Below are 16,200 nucleotides of genomic sequence, written 5' to 3' on the forward strand. Positions count from 1 at the left end.
CAAGCACCTCAGTAACCGGCCCGTCAGTCATGTGCGACTTCCCAAGACTAACCCCATCACAAAAACAACGCAACCCAAAAACTGTGGATTACGTGGAAATCTTCAAACTCTCTTCTTCACCCTGTAATAAGGTATCCAAACCATGGCCAAGCTCAGCGATCTCCGCCTCCGCTTCTGGATCACTCTGGCCAAACGCCTCATCTACACCGTCGACGACAGCCTCACCTTCCTCAGGCGTCTCCGCCACGGCCGCCCGCCGGCAGGCGTCCCAGGCAACAACCCTGTGCTCCTCACCATCCCAACCACGCACGGCTATCTGGATGCGCAACTCGGCCCCGCCTCTTATCCCCACGCTGCCATCCTCCTCTGTCATGGCATCGGCGATCGACTCTCCTATTGGAAGGGCGTCCAAACGCAGCTCTCCGCCCACGGAATTGTCAGCCTCATCTTCGACTACGCCAGCTACGGCCGCAGCACCGGCACCCTCTCCGTCCAAACCCTACGCGAAGATACCCAGGCCGCATACGCCCATCTCCGCGCCTCCGCCCCCGGCCTCCCCATCTTCCTCCTCGGCTTCTCCATGGGAACCGGCATCGCCACCGAAGCGATCCCGCACCTCTCCCCTGCGCCGGCAGGCCTCATCCTCTGTCAGCCCTTCCTCTCCCTCCGCGCCGCCGCCGCCCAGATCACTCGTTCTCACCTCCTCGCCCGCCTCATTCCCGACGTCTGGAACACCGCAGCCACTCTGCCTTCCCTCTCCATCCCCCTCCTCATCGTTCACGGCGATGCAGACCGCCTCTTCCCCCTCCACCACGCCCACACCCTACACGCCGCGCAACCAGCCGCCACCCTCGTCATCCCACCAGGATTCACCCATCCCGGCGGCTACCTCAACCCCACCCTCACCTATTGGCAGCCCATCCTCAATTTCATCAAGCGCCATATGCACTAGAATCCCTCCCATGGAACCCACCGAGATCCAGGAATTCTCAAAGCAGATGGAAGAGGCTCGCGAGGGCGGCGAAAGCCTCCGAAGCATCTCCCTCGCCATCTCCATCCTTGCCGTACTCGTCGCCATCGTCACCGTTGCCGGGCACCGCACGCACACCGAGGCCGTCCTCAACCAGTCCAAGGCCGGCGACCAGTGGAATGAGTACCAGGCCAAGAAGATCCGTCAGGACAACCTCCAGGTCGTCGTCGAAACCATCGGCCTCCAGCCCAACCCGTCGCCCGCCACCACCGCCAAGCTCGCCGATTTCCGCGCCCACATCGACAAGTGGAAAAGCGATCTCGCCGAAGAGCAGGACAAGGCCCGCGAATACGAGGTCGAGGTCAAGCACGACGAGGCCCAGGCCTCCCGCTACGATCTCGGCGAAGCCCTCCTCCAGATCGCCGTCGTCCTCGCCTCCATCACGCTCCTCACCCGCCAGCGCGCCTATTTCCTCTTCGGCCTCTCCATTGGCCTCGCCGGCCTCATCATCGCCGCATCCGCCTTGTTCCTTCCCTAGCGCGAACAAAGCTGGACAGCCCATCAAAGGAGCGCCCCACAATCTGCCCATAGCTCCCCGAACGGGTCTCGCGTCTCAGATGTGGGTAGTCGCCACAGCATCCCCCAACCATCCACTCCATCTAGCCCCCGAGGACCCCCTTTTGCACTCCACTCTCATCGAGCTCGCGCAGGGCTACCTCGGGATTCTGGGCTTTGCCCTTTTCTTTCTGCCACCCGGCTACCTCCTCGCATACGCCCTCAATCTCAACGGCTTCCGCACCCGCTCCCGCGCCGAACAGCTCCTCTGGTGCCTCTGCCTCTCCGTTCCCCTCACCATCCAGATCTGCGTCACCCTCGGCCGTTCCCTTCCCTGGCCCGCTCCCGCAGTCCTCTTCGGCGCACTCGCCGCCATCGCCCTCTCCCTCCTCGGCCGCTCCCCGAAACGCCCCTGGACGCGCGTCACCCGCCCCACCGCCATCGTCCTCTCCGCTGCCGGCCTCCTCGCCTTCTACCTTGTCTTCGCCTCCGCCGACCTTCAGATCGGCCACCACCTCTACGTAAGCACCATCCTCTACGACTGGTCCGTCCGCGTCCCCATGGTCCAGGCCGCCATGCGCTCCGGAGTCCCGCCCATCAACGGCCTCTCCGCCCTCGACGGACACCCCGCCGCCCTCCGCTACTTCTACTTCTGGTACGTCGTCACCGCCGATCTCGCCCGCCTGCTTCACATCCCAGCCCGCGCCGCCCTCGCCGCCAGCTCCGTATGGGCCGCCTGGACCCTCCTCGCCGTCTTCTTCCTCTCCCTCAAATACCTCCTCAACCTCCGCGAGCATCTCCGCTCCCTCTGCGCCCTCTCCCTCCTGCCTCTCTCCGTCATGGGCCTTGACCTCATCCCCACCCTGCCCCTGTTCCTCTCTCACAAGCTCCATCCCTACCCAGAACTCGAATGGTGGCATCAGGACCGGACCCCCTCCTTCCTCAGCGCCACCTTCTACGCCCCGCACCACGTCGCCAGCTTCGCCTGCCTCCTCACCGGCATCCTCGTCATCGCCCTGGCTGAAAACAAACGCTCCCAAACCATCCTCACCGGCCTCTTCGCCGGTCTATGCTTCGCCTCCTCCGCCGGAGCCGCCGTCCTTCCCACACTCATCATCGCGATCGTCTGCCTCGTCTGGGTCGCCGACCTCCTCCGCCAGCGCCGCTTCCACACCATCGCCGCCCTCGCCCTCTCCGCCGTCACCGCCCTCCTGCTCGCCCACACCTTCCTCCGCGAACTGGGCAGCACGGACGGAGCCGCCTCCTCCGGAAGCCTTCTCCATCTCCGCTGGCGCAACGAGGACTTCATCCTTCTCTACATGGCCAAGTACCACGCCATCACCCGCAGCGCCGCCCTCAACCACCTCCTCGCCCAGCCCGCCGTCCTCCTCATCAATCTCTTTGACCTCGGCTTCTTCGCCTTCGTCCTCGTCGATCGCATCCGCCTCGACCGCGCACGTTCCCTCACTCCCGGCGAGCGCACCGTCTGGGCCATCTTCCTCGGCACCGCAATCCCCTACCTCTTCCTCAGTTCCGCCTCCATCGCCTCACCCAACGACCTCGGCGTCGACGCCGGCCTCCTCCTCCGCCTCACCCTCCAGCTCTGGGCCGTCCAATACCTGTACCGGCGCCGGAACTCCCTTCCCCACCTCGCCACAGCCTGTATCGTCCTCGGTCTCTCCGCCCAGCTCTTCCAGGTCGTCTGGCAACGCATCTACTTCCCCCTCGTCGCCAGCCAGACCCTGCCCAAACAGCTCGACGTCCTCACCACCGACCACCTCTCGGAGCGCCTCTACAACATCCGCGAGGCCTACCAGTCCATCCCCGCCACCGCCGGCAGCATCCAGTACAACCCCATCAGCCCCATGCAGCCCGCCCTCACCTTCTACGCCACCCACCAGATCGCCGCCTTCGACCACGGCTGCGGCACCGGCTACGGCGGCAACTATGCCCTCTGCCAGACCATCCTGCCCTCGCTCGTCGCCCTCTACGGCAACACCCTCGCCGGCTTCGAAAAAGGCAAAGCCGGCAACGATCGCCAGGACGCAGCCGCTCCCACCGTCGCCACCGCAGCCGACGCCAGAAACGTCTGCCGCACCCTGCATCTGTCTGTCCTGATCGCCGAGTCCACCGACTCCATCTGGTCCCAGCCCACCTCCTGGGTCTGGACTCTGCCCGCCATCGCCGCGAACCCCACAGTCCGCATCATCCCCTGCCCAGCGGACTAAACAGCAGGTTTCGCCAAAACACCCAGGTCCGCCAGCCCATTGACGAAGTACTGCACCGCCAGCGCCACCAGCAGAAGCCCCATGATTCTCACCAGAATCCGGATCCCCGTATCCCCCAGCGCCCGCGCCACCTTATCCGAGTTCCCCAGCACCAGGAAGCACACCACCGCCGTCACGAAGATCGCCCCAAGAATCGCCACCATCTGCCAGTTCGTCTGCGCCTGACCCACCAGCACCATCACGCTCGTAATTGCGCCCGGCCCCGCCAGCATGGGAATCCCCAGCGGGACAATCCCCGCGTCTTCCTTGTTCGCCGCCGCCATCGTGTCGCCCGAAACCTCCTGCGTCGCCGACCGCTTGGCCTCCAGCATATCCAGCCCGATCAGCAGCAGAATGATCCCGCCCGCAATCTCGAACGCAGGCAGCGTAATCCCGAACATCCTGAAGATGTACTGCCCGCCCAGCGCAAACGTCGACAGGAACAGCCACGCCGTCAGCGACGCCTTCCATGCCATCCGCCTCCGCCGCGCCGCATCCGAGCCCTCGGTCACCGCCAGGAATGTAGGCAGAGCCGCAAACGGATCCACCAGGAAGAAGATCGAACTCAGCGCAAGCAGCGAGAACCGCACATAGGCGGATCGTTCCAGAGCCAGAAGACTTACGCTGTGTGGATCAAACATCACTCTTCATTGTCTCAGCAAATCCCCTCCACCCGCCATCAACCCCCGGTAAACTAACCCTGTGTCCATCGCCGAAAATCTCGCCCGCATCCAGAACCAGATCCACGACGCCTGCGCCCGCGCCCATCGCTCGCCCGGCGAAGTAGCCCTCATGGCCGTCTCCAAGGTTCACCCCGTCGAGGTCATCCTCGAAGCCCACGCCGCCGGTCAGCACCTCTTCGGCGAAAACCGCGTGCAGGAGTGGCAGCAGAAGTTCCCCACAGCCTCACCCCTCGAAGGCCTCCGGATGCACCTCATCGGCCCCCTCCAAAGCAACAAGACCACCAAGGCCGCCGAACTCTTCGACGGCGTCGATACCGTCGACTCCCTTAAGATCGCCCAGCGCCTCGACGCCGCCGCCAAAGCCCTCGGCAAGGTCCTACCAATCCACATCGAAATCAAGCTCAGCCACGAAGAGTCCAAGCACGGCATCCAGCCCGAAGACCTCCCCGCCCTCCTCGCATACCTGCCCTCCCTCCAGAACCTCACCCCCGCCGGCCTCATGACCGTCCCCCCCTGGTCCGAGGATCCCGAGGCCGCGCGTCCCTACTTCCAGCGGCTCCGCCAGCTTCGCGACCAGCACCTTCCCGGCGCCGGCCTCTCCATGGGGATGAGCGGAGACTTCGCCGTGGCCATCGCCGAGGGCAGCACCTGCATCCGGGTCGGCACCGCCCTCTTCGGCAAACGGCTCTATCCGGCTCCCGCGTAGCAACGTGTATTTCGTCACCACAAATTCCCACACGCAGACCACGTTTTCCATGCAAAAAACCACGTTTTACCGGCCACGAAAACTACAGGTAAATGCCTGAGAAAACCGAAGAAAAGGGCATAAAACCCTAAAAGTAACCACAAACCCCAAAGATGGCACCGCTCAAAGTCCGCCTTCATCCCGGAGCCCGCAAGAACGCCATCACCGGCATGCACGACGGAGCCGTCAAGATCTCCCTCACCGCACCCCCTGTCGACGGCAAGGCCAATCAGGCCCTCATCGCCTTTCTGGCAGATCTCCTTCGCGCCCCTCAGTCCAGCCTGACCATCACATCCGGCCAAACCAGCAGGCAGAAAACACTCGAGATCCAAGGAAAAAGCGCGGCTCAGATCGAGCACGCGCTTTCGCCTTTCCTCAGCTCTGGAACCTAGCTTTTACTGGATCGCAAACGTAGCATTCGGAGCCACTTCCGTCGGCTTTCCATCCTCCGACGTCACGGACACGTTCGAGCCCGTCACCTGCGCGTACATCACGATCATGTGCTTCTTGGCCGAAATCTTCACATTCTTCAGCACAACGTTCTTCACCGGCGACTCCGGCAGGCCCACGATATAGCCTGCATTCGTGGCTCCCGTCGCCGTCACGTTCTCGATCGTAAAGTCATGAAAGAAGGGGGTTAAGCGCCCAATCGGAGCGGCCGCCACCACCCCGTCCGGAACCGTCTTCGGGTAGTACTCGCTGATCAGGATCGGCGTCTTCACATCCTCCATCGTGATGTCTTTGAACGTCATCCCGTAGATCTGCGCGCCGCGGTCGCGGTTCGACTTGATGCGAATCCCCTGATCTGTCCCTTTGAAATGAACACGTTCCGCGTGAATGTTGTACGCGCCGCCAGACAGTTCGCTGCCGATCGAGAGCCCATGCCCCCGCTCGAACTCGCAGTCGGTGATCGTAATATCATGGCTCGGGCTGTCCGGCCCGGGTGAATCGATCACGCCGCTCTTGATCGCGATATTGTCGTCGCCGATCGACGAAAACACATGGTCGATCAGGATATGGCTCGAAGCAAAGGGGTCGATCGCGTCGGTGTTGGGCGAGTGTTCCGGAGCGAGAATCCGCAGCTTCTTGAACGTCAGATCGTCCGAATAGTACGGCACGATCTGCCAAAATGCTGAATTCTGGACGGTTATGCCCTCCACCTGAACGTGCGACGAATGATCGATCAAGAGCAGCATCGGTCGCGGATGCTCGTTCGACCCCTGGTACAGCCCCGATCCCTTCACCGTATGGGCCTCATCCCACCACGGCTGTCCGTTACCGTCGAGCGTCCCACCGCCGTGAATCGTCACGTTCTTGGCATTCACCACGCCGACCAGGGGCTGAATCCACATCTCGCGCATCTCGACCCGCCGCGGATAGTCCTTCCGCTCCTGCGAGCCCAGGATCGTTGCCCCGGTCTGGAGGTCGATCGTGATATTGCTCTTAACCTCAATCGGTCCAGTGAGATACGTTCCCGGCTTGAACTGGACCGTACCGCCGCCAGCCGCCGCGCACTCGTCGATGGCCTTCTGGAGGGCAGCCGTATCCTTGGTCTTTCCGTCGCCCACGGCACCCGCTGCACGCACATCGCACACCTTGGCGAACGCCTGCCCACCCATTAACAAACCCATCACTGCAATTGGTAGAAGCTTCTTCATGGCGAACCCTCGTTCAGAATGTGTGATCGAAACACACGAATACTAACGCATTGGTCCAACCACTGTCTTTTTCGCGCATGAAATCATTACATCTCATTGAAAATAATAGGAATAGATTTCCATTGGCGGTACAGAAAAAGCTGTTGGCATTCCCCGGAGAGGCCTCTATGATGGTCGCTCACAGCCTCGCGGAGAAATCTATGGCAAATTTTACGTACAGCCCAAACGGGCTCTCGCTGACGAAGCGATTCGAAGGCTTCGCACTGACGGCGTATCAGGACCAGGTGGGCGTGTGGACCATCGGATATGGACACACGGGGCGCTCGGTTCATGGCGGCATGACCATCACACAGGATCAAGCGAATCAGTTTCTGGAGAGCGATGTTGCAGGGGCGGTCGCGTGCGTCAACCGTGCGGTGACCGGCGCCATCAGTCAGAACCAGTTCGACGCGCTGGTGGACTTCGTCTTCAACCTTGGCTGCGCCAGCCTGCTGACTTCGGCCCTGCTGCGTTCCGTGAACGCCGGAGACTTCGAGCATGCAGCGGAGCAGTTCCTGCGGTGGGATCATGCGGGCGGGGTGGTGGTTCCGGGACTGTTAACGAGGCGAAAGGCGGAGATGACGCTCTTCCAGACTCCGGAGGGAGGAAAGCCCGCTCCGGAGAATCGGGCGGGCTTACCAGTGGCTGTAAAAGGGTAGTTCATGCCGTAGACATCAGGCAGAGGCTTCGATCTCTTTCCATTCGGCGTCCGACAGGGTGATGTCGGCGGCCTTGACGTTCTCCTCGAGGTGTTCGATCGACGAGGTCCCAGGGATAGGCAGCATCACAGGCGAGCGGTGGAGGAGCCACGCCAGCGAAAGCTGACCGACAGTGGCATTGTGGTTCTTCGCCGCCTGGTCGAGCTTGCCGCCGGGCCGGGCGAGCTTGCCGGCCGCGACCGGAAACCAGGGGATAAAGGCGATGTTGTTCTGTTCGCAGTAGTTGACGACGTCCTCGTGCTTGCGGTCGCCGATGTTGTACTGATTCTGCACGCTGACGATCTCGATGACCTTACGCGCCTGATCGATCTCGTGCGGCTTCACCTCGGAGAGACCGACGTGACGGATCTTGCCTTCTTTCTGCAACTTGGCGATCTCGCCGAGGGACTCTTCGACGGGAACTTTGGGATCGATCCGGTGAAGCTGCCAGAGGTCGATGCGCTCGAGCTTCAGGGCGCGGAGGCTGAGTTCGACCTGTTGGCGGAGGTATTCCGTGCGTCCGACGGGGAGCCATTTGTTCGGGCCCTGACGGGTCAGGCCAGCCTTGGTCGCGATGACGACGCCCGGGGCGTACGGACTCAGTGCCTGTCCGATCAGTTGCTCCGAGACCTGCGGGCCGTAGGAGTCGGCCGTGTCGATGAAGTTGACGCCGAGTTCAACGGCGCGCTTGAGAACTGCCTTCGCCGACTCGGGATCCTTGGGCGGACCCCACACGCCGGTGCCGGTGATGCGCATTGCGCCATAGCCAAGGCGATTGACTTCCAGATCGCCACCGAGTTTGAAGGTTTTTGCCACTGCATCGCTCATGAGCGTTTGGATGCTCCCGCCATCTGGCGCGACGCAGTGTTCGCGCCGGACGGTTTGACGACACGCAAGGTTTCGCCTTCGATTACGACGCGTACGCGGTCTTCCAGGCCGAGACGGACGGTCTCGGCGGCGAGCCGCTCGAGAGGCTCGTCCATGGGCTCGCGACCGAGGCGGAAGGTGCCGTAGTGCATGGGAATCATGGTCTGGGCACCGGTATCGAGAAAGGCCTGCACGGCCTCTTCAGGGCTGGTGTGGACGCCACGGTAACTGTCTGGAAAATAAGCGCCGATGGGCATGAGGGCGACGTCGGGACGGAGCCGGGAGCCGATCTCGCGGAAGCCGCCGAAGTATGCGGTATCGCCGGAGTGGTAGATGCTGGGGCCGCCTGCCGCGGGAGCGATGACGTATCCGCCAAACTCGCGATGGGTGTCGGAGAACATGCGTGCGCCCCAGTGTTGGCAGGGGGTCATGGTGATGCGGAGGCCTTCGACGATCTCGCTGTCCCACCAGCTCATGGTCTCGACGCGGGAGAAGCCGAGGTTGCGGACGAGGTCTTCGACGCCGTTGGGCACGACGACGACCGGCGCGTGGCCACGCAGGTTCTTTGTTTTCTTGATGATGGCCCGGAGAGATGGGATATTGAGGTGGTCCATGTGGGCGTGGGAGAGGAGCACCACGTCGATGGCGGGAAGGTCTTCGACCTTGACTCCGGCGCGGCGCTGGCGGCGCAGAATTACCAGGCGTGAGGCGAAGACGGGATCCACAAGTGCATTTTTTCCAGCGACTTGCAGGAGGAAGGACGAATGCCCGATGAAGGTGATGCCGAGCTCGCCGGCGGCGACCGGGACGGGCTTTTGCGGCTCGCCGGTCATGGGGTTCGCGTAACTTTCGCGAACGAGACGCCAGAGCTGCCTGAGTTTGCCTACTTTGGCCGTACGGGTACTGCGCCGTTCATCCATGCCGAGAGTTTCCCCCTTGGGAATTGGATGCAGGCGCGAGGTTTTGGACTGAGGCGTTTCGTGGGGGCGGTTTGTCAAGACCCGAGGTCCGACCAATTCCGAGACGGTGAGCCGATCTTCGGCATTTGTGGGGATTTGTGGTTTATTTCAGGGTTTTGTGCCTTCTTCTTCGGGTTTTTCAGGCTTTTACCTGTAGTTTTATGGATCACTAAAACGTGGTGTTTTGCATGGAAAACGTGGTCTCGTTGTGGGCGGTTGTGCGGATATTGGGGTACATACCCACCGCGGACAAACCCACACCTCACAATCGAAGTGTGGGGACGCCAGCGTGGTGGCATTTCAGCCTTCGAGGAAGGGGCGGAGTTTTTCTTCGCTCGGTCTCGGAGTGGCGAAGCTGACGATGACGAGACAGAGGAGGGATGCGATGAGGGCCGGGAAGATGGCGTCGCGCTCGGAGACGATGCGGGGGAGTCGGGTGTGGATGAAATCCGAGTCCCAGAAGACGGTGACGAAGGTTCCGGTGCCGATGCTGGCTACCGCCGCCCAGGCGGTGGCGCGCTTCCAGTAGAAGGCGGCGAGGATGACGGGCGTGAGGGCGGCGGAGTAGATGGTGTAGGCGTAGAGGCTCTTCTTGAGGACGGACTCGGTGTGGAGGGCCTGATACAAGGCCCATCCGCCGAGCGCGATGACCATGAGGCGGCTGACGAGAAGGATCTGCTTGTTGCCGGCTTCGGGCTTGAGGTAGCGGACGAAGATGTCGTTGACGAGGTTGGTGGAGGGGGAGAAGAGGTAGTTGTTGGCGGTGGAGATGATCTTGGCGAAGATGGCTCCGACGAGGAGCGCGCCGAGGAGCATGAGGATGGGCGAGCCGTGGAGGCCATGGAGGCCGGTGTAGGCGAGGATCTCGCGGGGGTGGTCGTGGACGTCGCCGGTGGGGAAGAGGGCGGAGCCGACGACGGCGATGGCTACGATGATGGATTCGAGGATGACGGTGCCTACGATCCATCCGCCGACGGCTTTGGTGGCGTCGGCTTCGGACTTGGCGGAGAAGAACTTCTGGTACATGCTCTGGTTGCCGAGCATGAGGAGGCAGGTGGGGAGGAAGAGTTCAAGGCCCTGGATGAGGGTGAAGTCTCCCAGTACCTGGAAGTGTGTCGCGGGGAGGGCCACGTGGACGGCGGACCAGCCTCCGGCCTGATGGATGAGGACGGGGAGGGCGGCGATCATGGTGAAGGTGGTGAGGAGGCCGATGGCGACGTCCATGTAGGCGACCGACGACATGCCGGCGATGGCGGTGAAGAGGATGACGAAGGCGGCGATGACCCAGCGGCCCTGCACGGCGGTGATGTTGCCGGGGAAGATGAGGTGGAGGATGTCTCCGCCGCCGATGAACTGGTAGCTGGTGATGGCGGTGTAGGTGAAGAGGACGGCGATGACTCCTAGGACGCGCGCGGTCTGGTTATAACGCGCTTCCAAGAGGTCGGGGATGGTGAACTGGGCGAATTTGCGGGCGCGGGGGGCGATGAAGTAGATGAGGGCGAGTCCGGCCCATCCGCCGCCTCCCTGCCAGAGGGCCGCGAAGCCGTGTTTGTAGGCGTTTTCGGCGCCGCCGAGGAGGGAGCCGGAGCCGATCCAGGAGCTGAGGAGGGTGAAGACGAGGACGAAGGCTGGGAGGGAGCGTCCGGCTACGAGGTAGTCTGCCTTGGTTTTAACTTTGCTGACGCGGGCGAGGGAGACGGTCAGGAGGGTGAGGACGATGATGGCTAGGACTACGGCGTAGAGGGTCATGGGTTGTGGGAATTGTATACGGCAGTCCTGCCGGACGGGCCCGCTGCGCGCGGGGCGGTCACTTCGTGACTTGTAACTGCTTCGCGTGGGCCTCGCGTTGCTCGGCGTGAAGTGTGTCGCAGGACACTCGTGTGTGGCGACTATGATTTCTTTTCTCGACCACCGGGAGAGCCACGCGAAGCGGTAAAAGGGCGTGTGAACGCCCCTTCGCCTTGTATTCTCTTCTTGTGGATCTTTCTACTCCAATCAAGTATGTGCGGCGGGTGGGAGAACGCGTCGCGGCTGACATGGCCAAGCGCGGAGTCGAGACCGTGGAGGACCTGCTGTACCATCTGCCGTTTCGGTATGAGGACCGGCTGAATATTCAGCCGATTGCGAGTCTGCAGGCCAACACGATGGCTTCGGTGATTGGCGAGGTCCGGGGGTCGACGCTGCTGGAGACGCGGACGGGGCCGCTGTTTGAGCTGACCGTGGGGCAGGGCGTGCACTCGGTGAAGGCGATGTGGTTTCGCGGGTCGTATCTGCAGGGGAAGTTTCAGGTGGGGCAGACGGTGGCGCTCTACGGCAAGCTGGAGCCGTCGCGGTCGAATGCGGGTAAGTTCAAGATGGTGCAGCCGCAGTGGGAGATTTTGCCGGTGCCGGGGGCTCCGGGGTCGGGCGGGGCGGATGCGGAGTTTGCGCTGCTGGAGATGGGTCGGATCGTCCCGATTTACGAGACGTTAGGCGGGACAACGCCGTGGGGGGCGAAGCTGGGGTCGAAGTGGGTGCGGCGGCTGCTCTGGTCGATCTTTGAGGAGCTGATCGAGGCCAATGTGACGGCGGATGAGACGATTCCGCTGGGGCTGAGCAAGCGGCTGGGGCTGCCGAGCCGCATGGAAGCGTTGCGGGCGATTCACTTTCCTGAAGCCGGGACGCCGATGACGCAGTTGATGAGTTACCAGACACCGGCGCATCGGCGGCTGATCTTTGAGGAGTTTTTTTACCTGGAGCTTGGGCTGGAGCTGAAGCGCAAGAAGCTGCGGGAGCGGGAAGGGACGGCTTTTACGACCGGGCCGGAGGTGCGCGAGGCGCTGAAGCAGATGCTGCCGTTTCATCCGACGGCGGCGCAGAAGCGGGTGCTGGCGGAGATCGTAGCTGACATGCGACAGACGCGTCCGATGAGGCGGTTGTTGCAGGGCGACGTGGGGTCGGGGAAGACGATTGTGGCGTTGCAGGCGGCGCTGGTGGCGATTGAGAACGGGTACCAGGCGGCGATGATGGCTCCGACGGAGATTCTGGCGACGCAGCATTATCTGAGTGCGCGGAAGCTGCTGGGGGAGAAGGTGAGTCCGCGGACGGGGCGGCCATACCGGGTGACGCTGTTGACGGGAAGCCTGAAGGAAGAGATGAAGCGCGAAGGGCGCGGGAGGGTATTTCGCGGGGAGTCGGACCTGGTGATTGGGACGCATGCGCTGCAGGAAGACAAGGTCGATTTCTTCAACCTGGGGCTGGTGATTGTGGATGAGCAGCACCGGTTTGGTGTGCAGCAGCGGTTCCGGCTGATGAAGAAGCCAGGGCCGGATGGGCGGGTGACGGATCCGGATGTGCTGGTGATGACGGCTACGCCAATTCCGCGGACGCTGGCGCTGACCGTGTATGGGGATTTGGAGGCGAGCGTGATCGACGAGCTGCCGCCGGGGCGGACTCCGATTATTACGCGGCGGACGACGGAGGAGCGGGCTCCGGATGTTTGGGAGTTTGTCCGGAAGCAGGTGGCGCTGGGGCATCAGGCGTATCTGGTGTATCCGGTGATTGAAGGGGCGAAGGAGGAGCATCCGGAGCTGGACTTTGCGCAGGATGTTGAGCCGGAAGCGAGTGCAAAGACAAAATACGGGGGTCTCTCCACTGCGCTCCGCTCCGGTCGAGATGACGCATCTGTGGGCGGGCGAAAAGGGAAAAAGACGGCTAAGAAGAAGGCGGTGCAGACGAGCTTTCCGAAGCAGCCTTTGCGGTCGGCGGTGGAGAGCTTTGAGGAGTTGCAGCATGGGGCGCTGCATGGGCTGAAGCTGGGGTTGCTGCATGGGCGGCTCTCTTCGGATGAGAAGGAGGTGACCATGGCGCGGTTCAAGCGGGGGGAGATCAATGTCTTGGTCGCCACGACTGTGATTGAAGTGGGTGTGGATGTGCCGAATGCTTCGGTGATGGTGATTGAGCATGCGGAGCGGTTTGGGCTGGCTCAGTTGCATCAACTTCGCGGGCGCGTTGGGCGTGGGGCGGCTAAGAGCTATTGCTTGTTAGTTACGGGGGCGCATGTTTCGCCTGAGGCTGATGAACGGCTGGATGCGATGGTAAGGACGCAGAACGGGTTTGAGCTGGCGGAGCTGGATCTGCAACAGCGGGGGCCGGGGGAGTTCTTTGGGACGCGGCAGGCGGGGCTTCCGGAATTTCGGGTAGCGAATCTTATTCGGGACCGGGAGGTGCTGGAGATGGCTAAGGGGGAGGCGGTCAAGTTTGCTGCGGGGGAGGCAGACGGGATTTCGGCTGAGGAGCGGGAGGCGGTTTGGGTGAGGCTGCGGGAACAGTGGCAGAGGCGGTATGGGTTGGTGGAGGCGTAGAGGCAGTTGTACGTTGTAAGTTGCAACTCGGATATGCCTTAGGATTCGGGGAGGTACATCATGGATGAGCACAAAGTGATGACAACAGATGCCGAGATTGAGAAGGCTCTCGATAGAGCAAAGCTTCGCGAGGATGAGCCGCTGGCGAAGACTGTTGAGCATATCCAGGATCTCAACCTGCTCATTGTGGGATTGAGCAACCAACGGCGTCTGGTATTGCCTATTGAAGACATTCAAGGCCTGGGTAAGGCTACCCATGAGCAGATCCAACGCTATGAACTGCTCGGAGGTGGAACCGGGATCAGTTTTCCGGATCTCGATGTCGATCTGTACGTCCCAGCGTTGATTGAAGGAGTGTATGGAAACCGGCGCTGGATGGCGCACCTGGGTAGGAAGGGCGGCGGGGCCAAGAGTGCAGCGAAGCGCCTGGCCTCTCAGGCGAACGGGTCCAAGGGCGGAAGACCGAGGAAAGTAGTAGCTGCCAAGGCTTAGTTCTGTTCTTTCCGCCTTTGAAGTACTGCTTGCCGTGGTGTCATTGATGGGCGATGATCTTGCGATGAAGATAGCATTGCGAAGGTGCGGCCTGATCGCTGGCTTACTCACGGTGCTTTGTTGCGCCTATCTGCTCTATCCAGCAATACGGGCGCGTTATCTTTTCAGCAGACTGGAGACGCTAAGACTTGGGTCTTCGACCTTCGAGGACGCAAAGAGAGTTGCCGCGGAGATTGGCGCGAAGACGACTGAACCATGCAACCCATTGTTCTGCGAGTGGAGTAAGAGAATTGATAACGCTCAACTTCCTCGTTGGTGGCGAGGCACCGGCGAAGTCTTCGTTGTGACCTTTGACGTGAAGAATTCCGTCATCTCAAGAACAAGCACCGGCTACGGCATAGAGAGTGACGGGATCAATGGATTCAGTCCATCTTCTATCCGCTTTGATGAGGTTGATGAGCATTGGTGGCGTGACAGGCCGACAAAGCCGGTTACAGCTGGTTGGTCTACTTCGGATCGGTTTCGCTACTATCAATTCGTTGTATACATGACGCGGAAGGCAACCGCTGACGACCGAAAGCGATACACCGCCTTCGATTACGGGTGCCTCTGGAAATACCACGGATGCAAGGATGCCAGAGAGTTGCTGCCAACCGCGGATCCGTTTCCTGAGAACGAATTCAGGGACGGACACTTGTGATGTGTCGTTTCCGTGGCCTCATTGCGCCTTGTCGGAAACGATCGGAAAGATAAGCGCGAGGGCTTAGTGAGCTTTTGAGATCGGAGGCTCCATCACCCACATCTCAAAGGCGAGATGTGGGGCACCCGATTTGGTGGCGATTCTAGGCCGTTTGCTGGAAGACCATGGGCTGGACGGGCATGGCCTTCTTGGGGCCGCGCTTGCGGGCTACGAGGACGCGAATGCGCTCGAGCATCTCGACGGGGGAGGATGCGCCCTTGGGCAGGAAGACGTCGGCGGCGGTGGCGCGCTCGTGCGAGGTGACGGTGCCTGAGATCAACATCGACGGCAGGGCGGGGTTATGTTGCTTGGCGCGGCGGACGAGTTCGTTGCCGTCCATCTGCGGGAGGAGGAGTTCGGCGAGGAGGAGATCGATGGAGCCGGGCATGGAGCGGTTGACCTCTTCGAGGGCCTCCTGCGCGGTGGTGACGGCGACGACGCGGTAGCCACGGGTCTCAAGCAGGAACTTGCGGATGGAGAGGGACTGTTCGTTGTGATCGACGCAGAGGATGGTCTTCTTGGGGCGCATGCTTGGAATCGTCTCGATCTGCCCGGGTGCCTGGTAAGGCGCGGGGGCGGTGCGGCTGCAAGGGGCTCTGTGGTTGGCAGGGCGGCTGGCAAGCGGTTGGTTACCTCCCCGAGGCGCGAGGCTGGGCGGCTGCTCACGACGGAACAGTGCCTTGGGCGCTCACGAGACGCAGGGGCTTGATCCCCCGATATGCACAGTGCTTTCAGAAGGCGAAGAGCACATGGGGGGTCGCACGCCCGGCGAAACGCGCCGAACCACGGGGTTGTTGAGAGGTCGTTTGGAGATTTGGAGCGTGCTTGTCCGGAGACGCTGGGGAGGCTGCTGCGGGGATGAGGAGTCAATCGGCGATGCTCGTTTTTAAGACGAGCAGGGGAGCGATCGCGACTGTACCCAGCAGCGGTTTCGAAGCATCCGGAGAGCACTTCCGCATGGACCGCGGCCGTATCTCTCAACTCAAATTGTTTTGTAAAAGGCCTGCGAAAAGCTTGCTTTTACTGCGTGTTTCTGGATCTGTCGTTCGTGTTGTGTGTGTCGGCGATGAGCTCTCGTTTCGTCTCACGCCTCGTCAACGCTTCCCAACATTACGAACCGCCGTGCCGCTTTGCAAGGGCGAAAGAAAGGAGTATGTGGAGGTTTTTAGTGCTTGCCGATGCACA

General features: G+C 61.8%; 15 protein-coding genes. 9 read left to right on the top strand and 6 right to left on the bottom strand.

Going from position 1 to position 16,200, the window contains the following annotated elements; translation table 11 throughout:
* Positions 1–142: 142 nt before the first annotated feature.
* The 3 genes from BM400_RS00005 to BM400_RS00015 all read left to right on the top strand — a co-directional run bounded on the left by BM400_RS00005 (position 143) and on the right by BM400_RS00015 (position 3,753).
* Positions 143–952 (top strand): alpha/beta hydrolase, encoded by an 810-nt coding sequence (locus BM400_RS00005; protein WP_089835447.1) that lies wholly within the window; start codon positions 143–145, stop codon positions 950–952.
* 10 nt (positions 953–962) lie between these two features.
* Positions 963–1,508 (top strand): DUF4337 domain-containing protein, encoded by a 546-nt coding sequence (locus BM400_RS00010; RefSeq protein ID WP_089835449.1) that lies wholly within the window; start codon positions 963–965, stop codon positions 1,506–1,508.
* A 142-nt stretch (positions 1,509–1,650) separates the two neighbouring features.
* Complete coding sequence (locus BM400_RS00015) at positions 1,651–3,753, top strand: hypothetical protein (protein WP_089835451.1); 2,103 nt, start codon at positions 1,651–1,653, stop codon at positions 3,751–3,753.
* Here BM400_RS00015 and BM400_RS00020 read toward each other — a convergent pair.
* Positions 3,750–4,433, bottom strand: a complete 684-nt coding sequence (locus BM400_RS00020) for a MarC family protein (RefSeq protein WP_089835453.1) — start codon at positions 4,431–4,433, stop codon at positions 3,750–3,752. The genes BM400_RS00015 and BM400_RS00020 overlap by 4 nt on opposite strands.
* Positions 4,434–4,494: 61 nt before the next feature.
* Here BM400_RS00020 and BM400_RS00025 point away from each other — a divergent pair, with 61 nt between their 5' ends.
* Both BM400_RS00025 and BM400_RS00030 read left to right on the top strand, forming a co-directional pair.
* Positions 4,495–5,181 carry a YggS family pyridoxal phosphate-dependent enzyme gene (locus BM400_RS00025; RefSeq protein WP_089835455.1) on the top strand — a complete coding sequence of 229 codons (687 nt, stop codon included), beginning with the start codon at positions 4,495–4,497 and terminating at the stop codon, positions 5,179–5,181.
* Positions 5,182–5,333: 152 nt separating this feature from the next.
* The gene (locus BM400_RS00030) at positions 5,334–5,612 is read left to right on the top strand and encodes a DUF167 domain-containing protein (RefSeq protein WP_089835457.1); all 279 of its coding nucleotides are present in this window, start codon (positions 5,334–5,336) and stop codon (positions 5,610–5,612) included.
* Positions 5,613–5,615: 3 nt separating this feature from the next.
* Here the strand turns inward: BM400_RS00030 and BM400_RS00035 are convergent, their stop codons facing one another.
* Complete coding sequence (locus BM400_RS00035) at positions 5,616–6,878, bottom strand: glycoside hydrolase family 28 protein (protein WP_089835459.1); 1,263 nt, start codon at positions 6,876–6,878, stop codon at positions 5,616–5,618.
* A 200-nt stretch (positions 6,879–7,078) separates the two neighbouring features.
* On the opposite strand from BM400_RS00035, the gene BM400_RS00040 reads away from it, so the two are divergent.
* Complete coding sequence (locus tag BM400_RS00040) at positions 7,079–7,576, top strand: lysozyme (RefSeq protein WP_089835461.1); 498 nt, start codon at positions 7,079–7,081, stop codon at positions 7,574–7,576.
* Between the two features lie 15 nt (positions 7,577–7,591).
* On the opposite strand, the gene BM400_RS00045 is transcribed toward BM400_RS00040, so the two are convergent.
* The 3 genes from BM400_RS00045 to BM400_RS00055 all read right to left on the bottom strand — a co-directional run bounded on the left by BM400_RS00045 (position 7,592) and on the right by BM400_RS00055 (position 11,190).
* Positions 7,592–8,443 carry an aldo/keto reductase gene (locus tag BM400_RS00045; protein WP_089835463.1) on the bottom strand — a complete coding sequence of 284 codons (852 nt, stop codon included), beginning with the start codon at positions 8,441–8,443 and terminating at the stop codon, positions 7,592–7,594.
* Complete coding sequence (locus tag BM400_RS00050) at positions 8,440–9,402, bottom strand: MBL fold metallo-hydrolase (RefSeq protein ID WP_089835465.1); 963 nt, start codon at positions 9,400–9,402, stop codon at positions 8,440–8,442. Before BM400_RS00050 ends, BM400_RS00045 begins: the two co-directional genes overlap by 4 nt.
* Before the next feature lie 339 nt (positions 9,403–9,741).
* The gene (locus tag BM400_RS00055) at positions 9,742–11,190 is read right to left on the bottom strand and encodes a sodium:solute symporter family protein (RefSeq protein WP_089835467.1); all 1,449 of its coding nucleotides are present in this window, start codon (positions 11,188–11,190) and stop codon (positions 9,742–9,744) included.
* 227 nt (positions 11,191–11,417) lie between these two features.
* Between BM400_RS00055 and recG the strand changes: the two genes are divergently transcribed.
* From recG to BM400_RS00070, 3 genes are read left to right on the top strand one after another with little or no spacing between them, the layout of a single operon-like run.
* Entirely contained in the window at positions 11,418–13,784 is a 2,367-nt protein-coding gene (gene recG / locus BM400_RS00060) for an ATP-dependent DNA helicase RecG (RefSeq protein ID WP_245781596.1), read from the top strand.
* Positions 13,785–13,844: 60 nt separating this feature from the next.
* Positions 13,845–14,276 (top strand): DUF2442 domain-containing protein, encoded by a 432-nt coding sequence (locus BM400_RS00065; RefSeq protein ID WP_089835469.1) that lies wholly within the window; start codon positions 13,845–13,847, stop codon positions 14,274–14,276.
* Positions 14,277–14,322: 46 nt separating this feature from the next.
* On the top strand, positions 14,323–14,976 hold the full coding sequence (locus BM400_RS00070; RefSeq protein ID WP_089835471.1) for a hypothetical protein: 654 nt from the start codon (positions 14,323–14,325) through the stop codon (positions 14,974–14,976).
* Between the two features lie 142 nt (positions 14,977–15,118).
* Here BM400_RS00070 and BM400_RS00075 read toward each other — a convergent pair whose 3' ends face one another.
* Positions 15,119–15,544 carry a response regulator gene (locus BM400_RS00075; RefSeq protein WP_089835473.1) on the bottom strand — a complete coding sequence of 142 codons (426 nt, stop codon included), beginning with the start codon at positions 15,542–15,544 and terminating at the stop codon, positions 15,119–15,121.
* Positions 15,545–16,200 lie beyond the last annotated feature (656 nt).

This window comes from Granulicella pectinivorans (assembly GCF_900114625.1).
In the GTDB taxonomy this organism is placed as follows: Bacteria; Acidobacteriota; Terriglobia; order Terriglobales; family Acidobacteriaceae; genus Edaphobacter; species Edaphobacter pectinivorans.